The 15602-nt window shown below is 66.1% G+C and carries 17 protein-coding genes; 13 read left to right on the forward strand and 4 right to left on the reverse strand.

The window, feature by feature from the left end; translation table 11 throughout:
- The 13 genes from FJZ36_13260 to FJZ36_13320 all read left to right on the forward strand — a co-directional run.
- A partial coding sequence (locus FJZ36_13260; GenBank protein MBM3215874.1) for a transposase occupies positions 1–142 on the forward strand: 142 nt, incomplete at its 5' end.
- A 742-nt stretch (positions 143–884) separates the two neighbouring features.
- The gene (locus FJZ36_13265) at positions 885–1214 is read left to right on the forward strand and encodes an RNA-binding protein (protein MBM3215875.1); all 330 of its coding nucleotides are present in this window, start codon (positions 885–887) and stop codon (positions 1212–1214) included.
- A gap of 96 nt (positions 1215–1310) precedes the next feature.
- On the forward strand, positions 1311–1640 hold the full coding sequence (locus FJZ36_13270) for a hypothetical protein (protein MBM3215876.1): 330 nt from the start codon (positions 1311–1313) through the stop codon (positions 1638–1640).
- 60 nt (positions 1641–1700) lie between these two features.
- Positions 1701–2027, forward strand: a complete 327-nt coding sequence (locus FJZ36_13275; protein ID MBM3215877.1) for an RNA-binding protein — start codon at positions 1701–1703, stop codon at positions 2025–2027.
- A 357-nt stretch (positions 2028–2384) separates the two neighbouring features.
- Positions 2385–2672 (forward strand): RNA-binding protein, encoded by a 288-nt coding sequence (locus FJZ36_13280; GenBank protein MBM3215878.1) that lies wholly within the window; start codon positions 2385–2387, stop codon positions 2670–2672.
- Between the two features lie 357 nt (positions 2673–3029).
- Positions 3030–3305: an RNA-binding protein gene (locus tag FJZ36_13285; protein ID MBM3215879.1), complete on the forward strand. Its 276-nt coding sequence runs from the start codon at positions 3030–3032 to the stop codon at positions 3303–3305.
- A gap of 189 nt (positions 3306–3494) precedes the next feature.
- On the forward strand, positions 3495–4754 hold the full coding sequence (locus tag FJZ36_13290) for a hypothetical protein (GenBank protein ID MBM3215880.1): 1260 nt from the start codon (positions 3495–3497) through the stop codon (positions 4752–4754).
- Entirely contained in the window at positions 4745–5290 is a 546-nt protein-coding gene (locus tag FJZ36_13295; protein ID MBM3215881.1) for a hypothetical protein, read from the forward strand. Before FJZ36_13290 ends, FJZ36_13295 begins: the two co-directional genes overlap by 10 nt.
- Before the next feature lie 71 nt (positions 5291–5361).
- Positions 5362–5652, forward strand: coding sequence for a hypothetical protein (locus FJZ36_13300; protein MBM3215882.1), 291 nt, complete (start codon positions 5362–5364; stop codon positions 5650–5652).
- A gap of 62 nt (positions 5653–5714) precedes the next feature.
- A complete protein-coding gene (locus FJZ36_13305) occupies positions 5715–6788 on the forward strand; it encodes a hypothetical protein (protein MBM3215883.1) in 1074 nt (357 codons plus the stop codon).
- Entirely contained in the window at positions 6778–7734 is a 957-nt protein-coding gene (locus FJZ36_13310) for a zinc ABC transporter substrate-binding protein (GenBank protein MBM3215884.1), read from the forward strand. The genes FJZ36_13305 and FJZ36_13310 overlap by 11 nt, the downstream gene beginning before the upstream one ends.
- 17 nt (positions 7735–7751) lie before the next feature.
- Complete coding sequence (locus FJZ36_13315; GenBank protein MBM3215885.1) at positions 7752–8549, forward strand: metal ABC transporter permease; 798 nt, start codon at positions 7752–7754, stop codon at positions 8547–8549.
- A gap of 178 nt (positions 8550–8727) precedes the next feature.
- A complete protein-coding gene (locus FJZ36_13320; protein MBM3215886.1) occupies positions 8728–10347 on the forward strand; it encodes a pectate lyase in 1620 nt (539 codons plus the stop codon).
- Positions 10348–10362: 15 nt separating this feature from the next.
- Here FJZ36_13320 and FJZ36_13325 read toward each other — a convergent pair whose 3' ends face one another.
- The 4 genes from FJZ36_13325 to FJZ36_13340 are packed head-to-tail and all read right to left on the reverse strand — an operon-like array spanning position 10363 to position 14517.
- Complete coding sequence (locus tag FJZ36_13325) at positions 10363–11439, reverse strand: uroporphyrinogen-III decarboxylase-like protein (protein ID MBM3215887.1); 1077 nt, start codon at positions 11437–11439, stop codon at positions 10363–10365.
- A 35-nt stretch (positions 11440–11474) separates the two neighbouring features.
- Positions 11475–12455, reverse strand: a complete 981-nt coding sequence (locus tag FJZ36_13330) for a zinc-binding alcohol dehydrogenase (protein MBM3215888.1) — start codon at positions 12453–12455, stop codon at positions 11475–11477.
- Positions 12456–12464: 9 nt separating this feature from the next.
- Complete coding sequence (locus FJZ36_13335; GenBank protein ID MBM3215889.1) at positions 12465–13511, reverse strand: zinc-binding dehydrogenase; 1047 nt, start codon at positions 13509–13511, stop codon at positions 12465–12467.
- A 13-nt stretch (positions 13512–13524) separates the two neighbouring features.
- A complete protein-coding gene (locus FJZ36_13340; protein MBM3215890.1) occupies positions 13525–14517 on the reverse strand; it encodes a sugar phosphate isomerase/epimerase in 993 nt (330 codons plus the stop codon).
- Positions 14518–15602 lie beyond the last annotated feature (1085 nt).

A 15602-nucleotide genomic window follows, 5' to 3' on the forward strand; every position in this document is an offset into this window, starting at 1 on the left:
CAACCTGGAGGAGTTCACGAGCTTGACGGAGGCGAAGGTCCTCGCCAAGCCGTGGCGGGAGGACTACAACCGGCGTCGTCCTCACAGCGCCTTGGGCTACCAGACGCCGGAAGCGTTTCGAGCGCGCCATAGCGCGCCATAGCGCGCTCGAAGGGAAGGACCAGACTCTCACTCAAACTCTCACTCAAACTGGTGCACAAACTGGGGGCAGGTCACTGCTACGCCGCCTTCGTCCATCTCGCCTGCTTCCTCATCACATCAGGCGTTCTGAGATGAGTTCCTCCTGAAACATCGGATCCCTCGCGCACAGAAACGGACGCAGAACATCCGTCGCGACGCCTATCAACGGTGGATACTCCTCGTCGCGCCCACTGTCCCAACTTAGCGGAGCAGGTCAGCAGGAACCCTTGACGAATCGCGAGATGCAGCGCATACTTGGGATGGCGCTGACTTGTGAGGCTTCGTGCTGAACCGTCGGCGAAGAAGTCGTTGCGCGTGTGAACCCATCGTCTCCGGGGAGCCTTCGGGCCCTCGCGGAGGCACTTCGGCGGTTCTGGATCGGTAAGTACTTGCTCAGAAGCCTCGGCTCCGGTTTCGCGTCTCGGACACTCCGGTCTGGCTCGGACGGTCGCCCCGCAGGAATGCGGTGTCCGTCGACGAATGACCCACGGTTCGATTGGCTCCTTCCCCAGGAAGCCATGTCCCACCTGGATGTGCCGGCGATCGACGCTTGGATGTCCCTTCTGCTGTCCTACCTCCTGACCGTGATTGGTTTCCGCTCGGGGCACGGCTCGCTCGGCTGCGCGGGTCCCGCTGGCGCGTCGTTGCGCTGGGGGACTTCTGCGAGCATCTCTGCACGGACACGTTAGAAGGAGCACCCAGGCATGGGTCGTCGTTTGTATGTCGGGAACCTCAACTACCGCACGACCGAGGACGTCCTCGGACATGCCTTCGCCGAGTTCGGGAACGTCATGGACGTGACGGTCATCGAGGGCAAGGGCTTCGGTTTCGTCGAGATGGAGTCCGACGAGGCCGCCACAAAGGCTCGTGAAGGTCTCAACGGCTCCGAGCTGGACGATCGCACGATCCGCGTCGACGAGGCGCGTCCGCGTCCTGAGCGCGGCGCTGGCGGTCCTCGCGGCGGCGGCGGATACGGCGGGGGCGGCGGTTTCGGCGGCGGGCGTGGCGGCGGTGGCGGCCGCGACCGCTGGTAAGTCGACCGCTGGTAAGCAACGTGCCCGTTCTGTCCTTCGGGACGCGGGCGACGGCGGGGCTGGGGTTCCTGTCCCGCGCAATGCGCAACGAGTCACTTGTCTACGGATGCCTCCCGACGCTTCGCGGCGCCGGAGGAGGCGCTTCGGCGGTTCTGGATCGGTAAGTACTTGCTCAGAAGCCTCGGCTCCGGTTTCGCGTCTCGGGCATTCGGTTCCGGCTCGACGGACGCTTGGCGGTCGCATGACTCGACGAGCTCCCAAGAGACGGCAGGAAGCAGCCTCGGCTCCCCTTCGGCAGCCGGTTTCCTTGCGCATGTTCCCGCAGACGACGCTTGGACGTCCCTTCTGCTGTCCTACCTCCCGACCGTAGTTGGTTTCAGCTCTGCGCTGATGGGCATCGGTCTGTTGCTCGCAGGTTCCGCCTGATCGCGGTCGCGATCGGGAACCGGCGAACGTTACGTGATTCTCGCAAAGGAGCAACGGGACATGGGTCGTCGTTTGTATGTCGGGAACCTCAACTACCGCACGACCGAGGACGTCCTCGGACACGCCTTCGCCGAGTTCGGGAACGTGATGGATGTCACGGTCATCGAAGGCAAGGGCTTCGGCTTCGTCGAGATGGAGACGGACGAGGACGCCACGAAGGCTCGCGAAGGTCTGAACGGCAGCGAGTTGGACGGTCGCACGATCCGCGTCGATGAGGCGCGTCCGCGTCCTGAGCGTGGCGCTGGCGGTCCTCGTGGCGGCGGCGGGTACGGCGGCGGTGGTGGTTTCGGTGGCGGCGGTCGTGGCGGCGGTCGCGATCGCTGGTAGAGAACGTGCCCGTTCTGTCCTTCGGGACGCGGGCGACGATGGGGGCAGGGGGTTCCTGCCCCCCGGCAGCGTAGATCGAGTCACTTGTCAACGGACGCCTCCGGGCGCTCAACGCGCCGCGCGAGGCGCTTCGGCGGTTCGGATCGGTAAGTGTTTGTCAGAAGAAACGGCTCCGGCTACGTGTCTGGCATCGGCAACGTCCTGACAGATCACGCGTGGAAGTCCCTTCTGGCTCTGCCCCTCCCGACCGTACGACTATGCAAGCCATGCGGGCCTAATGCCCGCCGCCGTGCTTTCAGCCCCGAAGGCTGTCCGCCGGCGCAGATTTCCATGTCTCTCTGTTAGGAGCATCACGCAATGGGCAAGCGCCTTTACGTTGGCAACCTGAACTACCGCACGACCGAGGACGTCCTGGGACACACGTTCGCCCTCTACGGCAACGTCATGGACGTGACGGTCATCGAAGGCAAGGGCTTCGGCTTCGTCGAGATGGAAACCGACGAGGACGCCGCGAAAGCCCGCGAGGAACTCAACGGAACCGAGCTCGAAGGTCGCACGATCCGCGTCGATGAGGCGCGTCCGCGTCCCGAGCGGGGTTCCCGCATGGGCGGGTTCGGCGGCTACGACAGCCGCGACCGCTGGTAGAACACGTGCCCGGTCAGTCCTCACGGACGCGGGCGTGAACGGGGCAGGATCGCTCCTGCCCCTCGCACCATCGATCTCGAAGGTTCGATATCATGCCTCCCTGCGCCGAAACGCGCCGGAGCAGGCGGCTTGGCGGTTATGGATCGGTAAGCGCATGTTAAGAAGCCATGGCTTCGCGTACCTGTCTGAATACGGGCAACGCTCTGACAGAGAACACATGGAAGTCGCTTCTGGCACTTTCCCTCCCGACCGTGTTTGGTTAGCGACTCAGGGCATTGTGCCCACTCGCCGAGAATCGTCCCATGACGGGAGATGACGGCGTCGACTTCCGTGACACTCTGTTAGGAGCTACGCGCAATGGGTAAGCGACTCTACGTCGGCAACCTGAACTATCAGACGACGGCTGACACGCTCGGACATGCCTTCGCCGAACACGGCAACGTGATGGATGTCACTGTCATCGAGGGCAAGGGTTTCGGCTTCGTCGAGATGGAAACCGACGAAGACGCCGCGAAGGCTCGCGAGGGCCTCAACGGCACCGAGCTTGACAGCCGCACGATCCGCGTCGACGAAGCCCGTCCGCGTCCGGAGCGAGGCTCTGGCGGCGGGTATGGCAGCCGCGACCGCTGGTAGTCCAGCGTTCCGCGTGATACGCAAACGCAACGAAGGGCGGGGAACACCCGCCCTTCTTCTTGTGCTCACTTCAGGCTAGTAGTTGCTCGTGAGCCCGAGTCGGGCTACGCTCAACGAGCTTCCACGCGGCGCGGCTACCGACTTGCTCCCTCTGTACCGCGAGCAGCCGTCCATTCACGGAGGCTCCCCATGCTCCCCGTCCTGATGACCCTCTTCGCCGCCGTCCCGGTCGTCGAACCATCGGACAAGCCGATCCTGGACGCGTTCCTCCGGCACGTCGACGCGTCCGAGCCGTACGGAGCCGTCGAACGCCTGCGCGAGTTCGCGGAACAGCCCGAAGACATCGTCTGGCAGGGCTCCAAGTACGTCCGCATGCCGCTCATCGCGTATCGACTGACGGGCGAGGCGGACTACTTCCGCGCGTTCGCCGAGCGGCTGGGGAACCTCTGCTCGCTGCTGACCGCCGACGGGAACGGCTATCTCGGCTGGTACGGCTTGCCTTACGACCTGTTCCGCGACCCCGAAGCGCCGGACACGCGCACGGACGTCATCCTCACGGACTTCGTCGTCGCCGGGATCATCGCGGAGTTCGCGCAGGTCGCCTCGCAGCCTGAGCTCGCGGACGAGTTCGGAGCCGACGCCGCGCGGTATCTGGACATCGCGCGGAACCACCTCGTCGCCAAGTGGGACGCGCGCGGACGCTACCGCGAGCTCCCCGACGGAACCGTCGTCTACATCACCAACGCGAAGCTGGGACCCCTCAAGGCGAGCCTGACGCAGCCCCACAACAAGCACGCCAAGACCGTCCGAGCCTATCTCCATCTCTACGACGCGACGGACGACGCGTCCTACCTCGACCGCGCGATCCGACTCGGAATGCGGTTCAAGCGCTGCCTGACGCTCGCCGACGACCGCTACACCTGGAACTACTGGGACCCGTCCGGCGACTGGGACATCCGTCCCGACGATCCCAGCCGGTGGAAACACTGGATCGGCGCGGAGCACCGAGGCGGGTACTACTCCCTGTCCCTCTCGCAGGCGGTTCTGCTCTACGAGCGCGGCGTCGTCTTCGACGCGCAGGATATCGCCCGATTCGTCAAGACGCAGGTCGAGGTCTGCTGGAACGGCGACATGGACAACCCCGCCTGGGCGCGTGTCGACGGCCAGCCGATGGAGGACGCGTACCTCAGCGCGGAGCTATCGCCGTTCGATAGGCGGGTCTACGAGCTGGCGTTCGGCGCCAGGGCGCGGCAAGGGCGTCTGGAGCGGCTCGATAGCCTATGGCACGGCGGCGTCGTGGCGGGCGACTGGCTCGAGATGAAGTACGTCGTCATCCCGAAGTGGCGCGGTGGAGCGCCAGCGGAACCGGTCGCAGGCGCGCGCTACGAGCCGTTCGAGGTGGTGGAGTCGGGATACCAGCCGCCGCAGTCACCGCCCGTGTGGAAGTAGCGCTCAGCGCGAACGGCGTCTTGGCATGGGAGAGAGCCATAGCTGGCAATGTCCGGTTCGACGGTGCGGCGCTCCACCACGCGCTCGACATGCAGCGGCGCGGTAGGGGGCTCTCATGGCAGGCCGTCGCGGACGAGATCGGCGTCAGCGCGTCCACCATCGCGCGCTCGACGGATCGGCGTCCCATGGAGACCGACGGCGTCGTCGCCATGGTGCGGTGGCTGGGCTATCCCCTCGAAGCGTTCTCGGAGACCAACTACCATCTGATGCCGCTGGAGATGAAGCCGCCGGGACCGGGTCGGCTCGACACGCGCGCTCTCCACGACGCGATCAACGTCCGACGACAGAAGCTCGGAATGACCTGGCAGGCATTGGCGGAAGAGCTCGGCGTCGCGGCGGGGCAGTTGACCTATCTCGCGAAAGGCGGTCGGATCGCCGTCGGAATGCTGATGGCGATTCTGCTGTGGCTCGAGATGCCCAGCGGCGAGTTCGTCCGCGATTTCAGCCGGAGGAGCGAGACGGCGCGTCTACGTTGACGACAGGCTGTATGGTGTGCTAAGCTGTCACGTGACACGCAGAGCCGCCGCCGCGTCGAGGACGATTGCCAGTGAGCCGGAACCCACAGAACCGCCGCTACGTATGGCTGGCGCTTGCGCTCGCGATCTTTGCGCTGCTCGTGCTTGCGCCTGGCCATGTCGCATCGCATCAGCTGGTTGACGCGCACCATCCGTGCGCGCTATGCCTCTGGTACGTCGTCGTCGGGCAGTCGTTGGCGGCGATCGCCTTCTCGATCGTGCCGACGACCGCGCCGCTCTCATCCTGCCCGCCAACTGCGGTCTTGCTGCCCGTCCTGCGTCTAGCTGGCGCCCGCCTGTCCCGCGCTCCTCCGCTCGTCTGATCACCACTCCGATTCTTGAGTTCGCTTGGACCTCGACCGCAGACGCAAAGCGAGGAGCCTGCATGCGCGTGTACACGTGTCTCGTCGTGGCAATCGGCCTCATCATCGGACCCGTCCTGAGGGCACGCGCCCACGAGGCGTCATCGACGGCGACGGGTATTGCGAACCGCTTCAATCCGGCGATCAGCCTGAACTCTCTCATCCTGGTCCGAGCGGGCGCGGGCGAAGCCGAGGATGCGCCGGTCGAAGACTCCGAACACGCATCTCCCACCAGGGGTCTGATGGTCCAGGAGTCCGAGCTCCAGTTGACCGCGTTTGCCGATCCCTACCTCAAAGCTGACTTCATCTACTCGCAGCACGGTATCGAGGGCATCGAGCTCGAAGAAGGGACGGTCAGCGCCCAGACCATGCCCGCCGGATTCGGACTCCGCCTCGGAAGGATCAAGACGGAGTTCGGCAAGCACAATCCCCTGCATTCCCACGCCTTCCCATTCGTCGAGCCACCGATGATCCTCGATTCGGTCTTCGGCGAGGAAGGGCTGAGCGAAATCGCCGTCGAGTTGAGCCTGCTACTGCCCGCGCCGTGGTACTCGGAAGTCCTCGCTGGCGTCGCGAGCGGTGACAACGAGGTCCTCTTCCACAGCGAACGCGCCCGTGACCTGGGCTATGCCGGCAGATGGCGCAACGTGTTCGACCTGCGCCCGACGACGACGCTCGATATCGGGCTGTCTGGCGTCGCTGGACGCAACGAGGAAGCCGGCGCCACGTCGAGAGTCGTCGGGGCGGACCTGACGCTCAAGCACAAACCGCTGTCGGCGGTCCACGGCAAGGCGGTCCTTCAGGGCGAATACGTGCGGGCGAATGTCGCCGACGTCGTCGCGACCGGCGGCTATGGGGCCGCCCAGTACCAGATCACCCGCCGCTGGTGGGTCCAAGGAGGCTTCGACTGGGCGACGCCCTTCGGCGCGGACGGGTCGAGCCAACGCATCCGCGCGGCGGTCGCCCTCGTCCCAACGGAGTTCTCGGTGCTCAAGGCGCAATACTCCGGAAACCGGCACTACGGCGAGGACACGGAACACGAGCTTTTGCTTCAACTGAACACGACAATCGGGGCCCATCCGGCGCATGCCTACTGAAGACAAGGGAGAGGGCAACCGCATGAAACGCATCCACTGCCTGGTTCTTTCCGTCGGTATGGTCGCGCTTGCAGCCGCGCAGCCGGCGTTTGGTCTCCGCGTCGTCACGACGACACCCGACCTCGCGGCGATCACGCGCGCTGTCGGCGGCTCGCAGGTGACCGTCTCCTCGATCGCTCTGGGGGTTCAGGACCTGCACAAGATCGAAGCCAAGCCGAGCTTCATCCGTGACGTCAGCAAGGCGGACCTCGTCATCTTCAACGGGCTGGAACTCGAGATCGGATGGCTGCCGCTGCTCATCGAAGGGGCTCGCAATCCGAAGGTGCGCCCTGGCTCCAAGGGTAGCCTCGACGCCTCGACTGACGTGAAGGTCATCGAGAAACCCACCGGCGCGCTCGACCGCTCACAAGGCGACGTGCATCCCGACGGGAACCCGCATTACCTCCTCGATCCCCGCAACGGCGTTATCGTCGCGCGGACGATCGCCCAGAAGCTGTCCGAGCTGGATGGCGCGAACCGCGCCGAGTACGAACGCGGTCTCGCCGAGTTCACGCGGGACATGAACGCGCGCATCGCCCGATGGGAAACGCGCCTCGCCGTCGTCCAAGACATGCCCGTCGTCGCCTATCACAAGACGTGGGAGTATCTGTCAGCTTGGGCGAAGTTCCGCATCATCGACTACGTCGAGGAGAAGCCGGGCATCCCGGGCTCGCCGAGACACATCGCGTCCGTCATCAAGCGGATCGGCGACGAAGACGCGCTCGCAGTGATCGGAGCCATCTACGATCCGCGCAAGGAGCGCGAGACCATTGCGAGGCGCACCAGCATCGCGGACGTGACGCTCCCGTCGTCCGTCGGCGCGGAGAAGGGAGTCGACACGTACCCGGCTCTGTTTGAAGCCATCGTGTCGCGGCTGACGCAGGTGTCCGAAGGAGCGCGGCGGTGACGGAGTTCGTTCAGTTGATGGCGGCTCCGTTCGCCGCGTGCCTCGTGCTGGTTGGGATTCACGCCTACCTGGGTATCCACGTCCTGGCGCGTGGGGTCATCTTCGTCGACCTGGCACTGGCGCAGATCGCCGCCCTCGGCGCGGCAGTCGGAACGCTGCTGGGTCTGGAGTTCGGGTCGAACGGATCGTATGCCGTCGCGCTCGCGTTCACCTTCCTCGGCGCGGGTGTTTTCGCGCTGACGCGTACGCGCGAGCACCGCGTGCCGCAGGAGGCGACCATCGGCATCGCTTACGCGGTCGCGTCAGCGGCGACGGTGCTCGTCATGGACCGCTCGCCGCACGGTACCGAGCACGTCAAAGACCTGCTGGTCGGCTCGATCCTCTGGGTGACGTGGGGCAAGGTGCTGCTGACTGCCGCGCTCTACGCTGCCATCGGCGTGTTCCACTGGCTGGCGCGCCGCCAGTTCTTCGCGATTTCGTACGGCTCGTCGTCGGGCGTCGAGAGCCAACCGAACGTCCGGCTGTGGGACTTCCTCTTCTACGTCTCGTTCGGGTTCGTCGTGACGAGCTCCGTGCAGATCGCGGGCGTCCTGCTCGTGTTCTGCTTCCTGATCGTGCCGGCGGTCGCGGCGGCGCTGTGGGCGACGGAGTGGAAACCCCGCCTGATCATCGGATGGATCTTCGGAACCGTGGTGAGCGTCGCCGGCTGCGCCGTCTCGTACGTCTGGGACCTGCCGACGGGCGCGACGGTGGTCGTCGCCTTCGGCGCGGCAGTGATTCTGCTGGCGTTGGTTCGGCGCCTGAGCCATGTCTGAGACGACGGAGCTCGCAGGCAGACCGAGACTCTCGCACGCATCCTACGACGCGTCGAAGCCTGCATCGAGCATCGTCAGGAAGCTCTCGACGGGGACGTAGTTGGCAACGCTGTTGACGATCCCCAGCGCTCAGCCGCCGCAGTCGCCGCCTGCGCTCCGATAGCAGATGGAAGCCCCCATGTCGTACCCGAAACGTTCGATGCGAACCGCGTACGTACTGCTAGGCGTCTCGTCGGCGTTGTGGGCGTTGGCGCTGCTGTTCCTGTTCCGCGTCAGCGATGTCTTCCACGCCGTCCTGATGAAGTGGCTGGGACCGTTCGTTCTCTACCCGGCGATGACGCTCCTCCCGCTTGCGGCGCTGGCGATCGCCGTGCGCGCGCTCCGGCGCGGCGCGACGCGGGCGCTGAGCATCGCCGTGGCAGGAATCGCCGCGCTATCGCTGCTGGCGTCGGTGTTCGTCATCGTCATTCCGCTCATCGGGAGGGCGCTCGATCCCGAGGGTCCGAAGAACCCATCGACACCGCGACCGATCCCGCCGCAGACGGGAATCCCCGTGTTCCCAGGAGCGGAGGGATTCGGGACACGCACCGTCGCCGGGCGCGGAGGACGCATCGTCCATGTGACGACCCTCGCGGACAGCGGACCCGGATCGCTGCGGGAGGCGCTTCTTCAACCCTATCCGCGGATCGTCGTGTTCCGGGTATCCGGCATCATCGAGCTGACCCGCTCCCTCTTCGTCTCGGAGCCGTTCGTCACGGTCGCGGGCCAAACGGCTCCTGGCGACGGCATCTGCATCAAGAACGCGGGCGTCGTCATTACAGCCCACGACGTGCTCATCCAGCATCTGCGAATCCGTCCCGGCAACGAAGGCGACGTGGACGCCGACACGAACGACGCGGTCGAAGTCCTCGGAGCCCACAACGTCGTGCTGGATCATCTCTCGACGGGATGGAGCGAGGACGAGACGATCGGCCTCTGGCAGGGTGCCCACGACGTCACGGTCTCATGGAGCGTCGTCGCAGAAGCGCTGAACCGAAGCCGCCATCGCAAGAAAACGCACAGCGCAGGTCTCCTAATCGGAGACGGCTCCTACCACGCTTCCATCCACCACAACCTGTTCGCGCACAACGACTTCCGCAATCCGCTGATCGGCGGCGGCGGCACGCATGATGTCGTGAACAACGTCATCTACGACTGGGGCGCGCTCGCGACGGAGATCGTGGACACCAACTCCAACTCCTTCGTGAACATCGTGGGGAACCGCTATCTACGCGGACCTTCGACGCCGGAGGGCGCGCCGGAGATCGTCATCGGAGAGACGAGGAGCGTGCCGCAGCTCTACGTTGCCGGGAACCTGGGCATCCACCGCAACCTGCCGTCGGAGAACGAGTGGTCGCTCGTACGTTTCGGATGGGGAGAGCAGCCGTCGCTGGAGCCGTACCGCCGCCGGACACCGTTCGACACGCCCGCCGTCACGTCCGTCGACGCGGACTCCGTCTTGGAGCTCGTTCTGTCAGGCGCGGGGGCGGCGGCCCCTCAGCGGGACGCGGTCGATGCGCGGATCGTGCAGGAAGTGCGCGCGCGAACCGGACGGATCATCGACCATCCGGGCGATGTAGGCGGATATCCCCGGCTCGTGTCGGCGGCTCCACCCGTCGATGCGGACGGCGACGGCATGCCGGATGCGTGGGAGACGATGCAGGGGTTGAATCCCCGCGATGCGTCGGATGGTGCGGGCGACCAGGACGGCGACGGTTACACGAACGTCGAGGAGTACCTGCACTCGCTCTCGCCCTGACGCCGGGTCCTCCCGCTACACTCGCCCGAACCCTTCGTCGAGCATCGTCAGGAAGTTCTCGACGGGGACGTAGTTCGCGACGCTGTTGCCGGTTCCCAACGCCCATCCGCCGCCGGGAGCGCACCGCTCGATGAGCGTCCGCGTGTGCGTCCGCACCTGCTCCGGAGTGTAGCGGCACACCTTGTCCATGTCGAACCCGCCCAAGACGGCGATCCGGTCGCCCCAGCGCTCCTTCGCCTCCCAGACGGGCGTCACGGCGTCCTCGTAGGAGTGCTTCGCATCCCAGCCGCAGGCGATGAGGTCGTCCATCACCTCGTCGAGGTTCCCGCATGAATGGAGGATCGCCGGCTTGCCGTGTCGATGCGCCGCGTCCACGAGCCGTTTGTGCCACGGGAAGCAGTACTCGCGAAGCACGTCGGGAGCCACCATCGTCTGTGTGTTGAACCCCATGTCGTCGCCCATGCAGACCGCTCCGACGACGTCGTAGGACGCGCACCGGTCGAAGAACTCGACGATCCGCGACCCGACGGCGTCGAACATGTCGCGCACGAGCTCCGGGTCCTCGAACAGCAGGATGCTGAACGGCTCGTAGCCCAGCAGCCACATGACGTTTTCGAGAACACCACTACTGAGCGGGATGGTCTTCATGCCGGTCGGAAGGCGCCCGGAGAGGTTCTCCAGCGGCGAATAGTCGATCGTGTCCATGGGGGGCCAGGCGTAGGCGTCGAAGTCCTCGCGGCTGCCGATCGTGTGCGTGTCGGCGAGGTACCAGCTTCGGACGCCCTCCTTGGTCGCCGCCGTGGGGCGTTCCTTCTGGGGGAACCCGAAGCCCGTGGGCCCGATGTTCACGTAATCGTAGCCGAGGGCGTGCTGGTACTCGATGTGCCGGTCGGTATGCCAGCGCCACCACTCTTGAGGCGTGGGGTTGGCTGGCGGGGTGTCGGCCCGTCCGATGGCCGCGAGGATGGGCTCTTGGATGTTCGAGAAGAGCTCGAAGAAGGGAACGCGGTCGGGCTCTCCGTCGCGTCGGAGAACGCGCTCGAAGCGCGCGAAGTCGGGGCTCGGCTCGATATGCAGCGGAAACGCGGGCATTGCCTTCTTCCCTTCTGTCCGTTGGCGTAAGCCCGCTAGAACGCGAAGAGGACACCCAGCGCGCGGTCGCGCTCCTCGCGGAGGAGCTGGTACGCCGTCGGCGCGTCGTCCGCAGCGAGCCGGTGGGTGATGAGGTCGGCGATCCGCAGCCTGCCGTCGGCGATCCAGTGGAGGAAGGTGCGCCGGTTGTACTCCTGCGACCAGGGGTAGTAGGAGTTCCCTTTCGGCGGGCACTTGGGCTGATGGCAGCCCATCATCGTGATCTCTTTCTCGTGGAAGGGCATCAGGTCGAGCGTGACGGGGCGATGCCAGATGGAGCCCAGCAGGACGATCCGTCCCCCGATGCGGCTGTAGTCCACCAGGCTGGGTATCACGTCGGGATAGCCGCTCGCCTCGACGGCGACGTCGATGCCGCGACCGTGGGTGAGGTCGCGAATGGCGTCCGCCGTGTCGCTCGCGCGGGCGTCGAGCGTGTGCGTCGCGCCATGCTGCAACGCGACCTCCAACCGGAAGCTAGACAGGTCCATCGCGATGAGAGTCTCAGCTCCCGTGCGTGCAAGCAGTTGGACGACGATTTGCCCGACCATCCCGACGCCGGTTACGAGGACATGCTCGCCCAGGGCAGCGTTCGCCTTGCGCGCTCCGTGCATCGACACGCTGCCGATGACGCCGAACGCCCCCTCGTCGGAACCGACGTCGTCCGGAACTGGGATCAGATAGGGGCTGTCGGTTCCCGATACGACGTGGCTGGCATGGTTCCCGAAGGAGAGGACGCGGTCTCCCGGCGAGAATCCGTCGACGCCGGCTCCACACTCGACGATCCTGCCGACGTTCGAGTAGCCGGGGTGGTAGTCGCCGGAGCGAGCCTGCTCTTGGACGCCGAGCTCCGTGCCCGCGCTGACGGCCGTGCAGATCGTCTCGATGAGAACCTGTCCGCGTCCCGGCGACGGGATGTCGTACGCCTCGACCTCGATACGCCCGTCCGACCGGACGACGATTCGCCTTCCTTCCGCCATGGGCGACTCCTACATCGCCCCGTTGGGCGTGATGACCGCCTTGACCGCCTCGCGGCTGATCGAGAGCTCGTATCCGAGCGACCAGTCGTCCAGACCGAGGATGTGGCTCGTCATCGGCTCCGTGCGGATCTTGCCGTCGGCGATCAGGCGCAGGCAGCGCTCCCACGTGGGCCACGTGTGGCTGAAGCTGCCCTGGAGACGCACCGTCTTGGCGAGGAGCGCGTCGAGCGAGAAGGGCAAGGGTCCGTGGAACCAGCCGATCTTAGTGATCTGCCCCAGGGGCCTAACGACCCGCAGGGCGAGCTCCATCGTCGAAGGCGTGCCGCCGACGGCATCGACGACGACGTGCGCCCCTAGACCGTCCGTGCGTTCGCGGGCGATCTCGGCGACGTCCTGCTCGTCGGATTTCATGACGACGTCGGCTCCGAGCTGTGCAGCGGCGGCAAGGCGCTTCTCGTCGCCGGCGACGCCAGCGAGGATCGTCGTCGCGCCAAAGAGCCGCGCCACCTGGAGCGCCATCAAGCCGATGGCTCCCGAACCGATGACGAGAACCACGTCACCAGGACGGATGTCCGTATGGATGCCGACCGCGTTGAACGCGACACACGCCGGCTCCGTCAGCGAAGCGGCGACGTACGAAACGCCGTCGGGAATGCGATGCAGCGAGCGAGTCGGACAGACGACGTATTCCGCGAACGCGCCGTCGACGCTGAACCCGAAGCCCTGGCGCTTGCGGCAGAGGTTGTAGTTGCCCGTCCGGCAGAGCTCGCACTCGCCGCAGATGGACGCCGCCGTCTCGCAGACGACCCGCTCGCCGACACGGTACGACTCGACGCCAGGTCCCACGGCGACGATCTCGCCGCCGAACTCGTGGCCCGGAATCCGAGGAAGATGACCAGTGTGTCCGAGCCGCTTGCCGTACTGCCCCAGGTCGCTCCCGCAGACGCCGCACCCGCCGACCCGCAGGAGCACCTCGCCCACCCCGGGCGACGGGTCTTTGACATCGAGAACGCCGAACTCCTCCGGTTCCGCGCCGTAACGCACCAACGCTCGCATGGGACATCGTCTCCTACGATTCGGTCACGCTCTTGAGATAACGGACGCTCCGCTCGAACTGGTCGCGTTCGTACGCCTCTTGGACGGCGAGCGACTCCCCACGGTCGTAGGGAACGCGGTACTCGGCATCGGCGGGCTGCCCTTGGGTCATCAGGAGCCGCATGGGACCCAGCAGCGTCCGCGCGTCCCGCGGTGGGAAGTGCTCCCACCACGAGGGTTCCAGGAGCCGGATATGCCGATCCTTCATCGCGCCCAGCTCGATGTTGCGCGTCGCTTCGGGCGCCTCCCGGTCGAAGAGCGCGAACAGCGCGCGCCAGTCGAGGACCCCGTCGCCGACCGCGCACCGCACGAGCCGGTATCCCGATTCCGTCGGGAACATCAGGTAGTCTTTGAGATGGACGTTCTTCAGGTAGGGGGCGATCCGCTGGGCGAACTCGATGGGGTCCTCGCCGACGGAGAGGGCGTTTCCGGCGTCGAGGTTGACGCCCACGTGCGGACTCCCCACCTGCTCGCAGATCCAGACGAGGTCTCTGCTGTCGGCGTCCTGGTGGTTCTCGACGGCGATGGAGATGCCCAACTTCCGCGCGGTCGGTTCCGCCGCTCGTAGCGCCCAGACGGCGTTCTCGAGGTGTTCCTGCCACTTACCCGCCATCGGCGAGCGATCGCCGCAGAGAATGCCGCTCAGCACGACGCGGACGGTGGGGGAACCGACCCGATGCGCGGCTTCGACCCACTCCGGAAGGGCGGGATCGAGGACGTTCGAGCCGTCGAACACCGGCGTCAAGCCACGCGAGCGGAGCTCAGCGCCCAGGGCATCGAAGCCGGCGTCGGACTTATCGGGAACCATATGAGGAGGGAACTCGACGCCGCCGAGACCGGACCCCTCCGCCAAGTCCATCAAGCCGTGGACGTCGAGTGGACGAGGGTTCTCGTGGGGGGTTCCCTTGCCCATCCAGCCGGTCAGATATCCGAAGCTATACGCCGCGATTCCGTACGGGATCGGCACGGCGACTGCCTCCGGGCTAGCGGAGGATGGCGATCTTGCCGTAGGCGTTCTGGAGCTCTGTCCGCGACGGTCCGACGTTGAATGGATCGTCCGCGTCGGGGATAGCCTCGGCTGCCCATTGCACCTGGTAGACGTAGACTCCGCTGGCGATGCTCGCGTCCGGCGTCCAGGCAATCTCCGCCGCTCCGAGGCTGTCCAATCGCGCGATCCTCTCGCCGGACGGCGTATAGATGGACACGGTGGCGCGCGTCGGCAGGTTCATGAACCGCACGGCCTGTCCCGCGCGGACCGGATTGGGAGCTGCGACGACGCGGGAGAGGTCGGATGCCACGGACGCCGCCGACGCGGGGATCGTGACGTCGGCGACGGGCGACAGGTCTCCGAGCCGTCCCACGTCGCTGCCGATTCGCACCGCGTAGAAGTAGCGCTTCCCGGGACTGACTTCGGCGTCGGTCAGTTCCATTCCCATGTCTGCCGTCTGGATGAGCGTCCAGGGATCACTGCCTGTTTCGTTCCGGTAGAGAAGCGCCTTCGCGCCGTCAACTCCGCCGAGGTCGAGCGCCAGCTTGACGACGGGCGCTGCTGGTTCCCCTCCGAGACTCGCTGTGATGCCCGCGATGATTCCCGGCTTGGGTCCCGTCGCGCCCGCGACGACCTCGGTGGCTCCTTCGATCACCTGTTCCGCGCTGTTGACCGACTGGACGCGGTAGTAGTAGGTCGTCCCGGCAGCGGCGGTCGAATCGACGTACTCGGTGGACGCGACGATCCTCGAACCGATCTGTTGGAACGCGCCGGTCTTGGAGGTCGAGCGGAAAACCGCATAGCCGGAGACATCGCGCAGGACCGGCGGGCTCCACGAGAGCCGCACGCCGCCCTCGACGGCTTCGGTCGCCAGCCGTGCAGGACGCGCCGCCGCCTGGCGGATCCCGTCGATGTGGGCGAGCAGGGCATCGCGTCCTTCTCCGGCAACGAGCGCGAAGACGGCGGTCACGGCGTTCTTGCCCCGCAGGGCGAAGGGCCCGGCGACGACGATCGTGAAGTAGTTCTGCGGAACAGCGGTCTGGGTCTGCTGGGTCGCGGCTCCG

The sequence above is a fragment of the Candidatus Poribacteria bacterium genome, assembly GCA_016866785.1.
GTDB lineage: Bacteria > Poribacteria > WGA-4E.

What these genes read in the sequence shown, in the direction of transcription:
- FJZ36_13325 (MBM3215887.1), bottom strand. Translation starts at nt 11,439, where the DNA reads ATGCCCGCGTTTCCGCTGCATATCGAGCCGAGCCCCGACTTCGCGCGC.
- FJZ36_13335 (MBM3215889.1), bottom strand. Translation starts at nt 13,511, where the DNA reads ATGCGAGCGTTGGTGCGTTACGGCGCGGAACCGGAGGAGTTCGGCGTT.
- FJZ36_13265 (MBM3215875.1), top strand. Translation starts at nt 885, where the DNA reads ATGGGTCGTCGTTTGTATGTCGGGAACCTCAACTACCGCACGACCGAG.
- FJZ36_13320 (MBM3215886.1), top strand. Translation starts at nt 8,728, where the DNA reads ATGTCGTACCCGAAACGTTCGATGCGAACCGCGTACGTACTGCTAGGC.
- FJZ36_13315 (MBM3215885.1), top strand. Translation starts at nt 7,752, where the DNA reads ATGGCGGCTCCGTTCGCCGCGTGCCTCGTGCTGGTTGGGATTCACGCC.
- FJZ36_13275 (MBM3215877.1), top strand. Translation starts at nt 1,701, where the DNA reads ATGGGTCGTCGTTTGTATGTCGGGAACCTCAACTACCGCACGACCGAG.
- FJZ36_13310 (MBM3215884.1), top strand. Translation starts at nt 6,778, where the DNA reads ATGCCTACTGAAGACAAGGGAGAGGGCAACCGCATGAAACGCATCCAC.
- FJZ36_13290 (MBM3215880.1), top strand. Translation starts at nt 3,495, where the DNA reads ATGCTCCCCGTCCTGATGACCCTCTTCGCCGCCGTCCCGGTCGTCGAA.
- FJZ36_13280 (MBM3215878.1), top strand. Translation starts at nt 2,385, where the DNA reads ATGGGCAAGCGCCTTTACGTTGGCAACCTGAACTACCGCACGACCGAG.
- FJZ36_13305 (MBM3215883.1), top strand. Translation starts at nt 5,715, where the DNA reads ATGCGCGTGTACACGTGTCTCGTCGTGGCAATCGGCCTCATCATCGGA.
- FJZ36_13330 (MBM3215888.1), bottom strand. Translation starts at nt 12,455, where the DNA reads ATGGCGGAAGGAAGGCGAATCGTCGTCCGGTCGGACGGGCGTATCGAG.
- FJZ36_13285 (MBM3215879.1), top strand. Translation starts at nt 3,030, where the DNA reads ATGGGTAAGCGACTCTACGTCGGCAACCTGAACTATCAGACGACGGCT.